1 pseudogene is annotated in these 553 nt (G+C 46.0%); it reads right to left on the minus strand.

The features are described 5' to 3' along the window. Positions 1 to 536: pseudogene (locus KP705_RS16545) on the minus strand (plasmid recombination protein); the annotation flags it as partial. Between the last annotated feature and the right edge of the window lie 17 nt (positions 537 to 553).

A 553-nucleotide genomic window follows, 5' to 3' on the forward strand; every position in this document is an offset into this window, starting at 1 on the left:
GAATTACTCGCTTWCAACTTCTCATTTTGATTCTTCAATAAATGAATTTCATTTTCACGAGACTTCGCACCATCATCAAAACGGCTTTTCGTGAATGACTCAGAAACCTGAACAACACCACCAGCAACAGCAGAAGAAACAGCACCAACCAACGTGCCAGCCTTCTCAAACTTTTCAGCCTTAGCTTTTGCAGCATCAACACGCTTTGCAACAGCACGACCATCAGCCAGAGCAATAGCTAAAGCCTTGGCTTGTTGCTTCTCCTGGTTCCACTGGTCCCGAGTTAAACGCCTACGACCTGGACCAATACGAGTTAAGCCAGAAGGCTTCCCGACCTTATCCCAATAACTGTCCTGCCAATCTCTAAACGATTGCTTATAGGCTTCATTTTGTTCCTTTGGAGATAACCCATCCGCCTTGGCCTTCTGCTTTGCACTATCCCCAGGATGTAAGCTGATCGCCTTCAAATCATCAGGAACGATGAAAGCATGAAGATGAGGAAAAGCCTCATCATCATGCCTGATGACTGTCTTCAACTGGTCCCCATACGTGT

Source organism: Gluconobacter sp. P1D12_c, from assembly GCF_018812105.1.
Lineage (GTDB): Bacteria > Pseudomonadota > Alphaproteobacteria > Acetobacterales > Acetobacteraceae > Gluconobacter > Gluconobacter oxydans_A.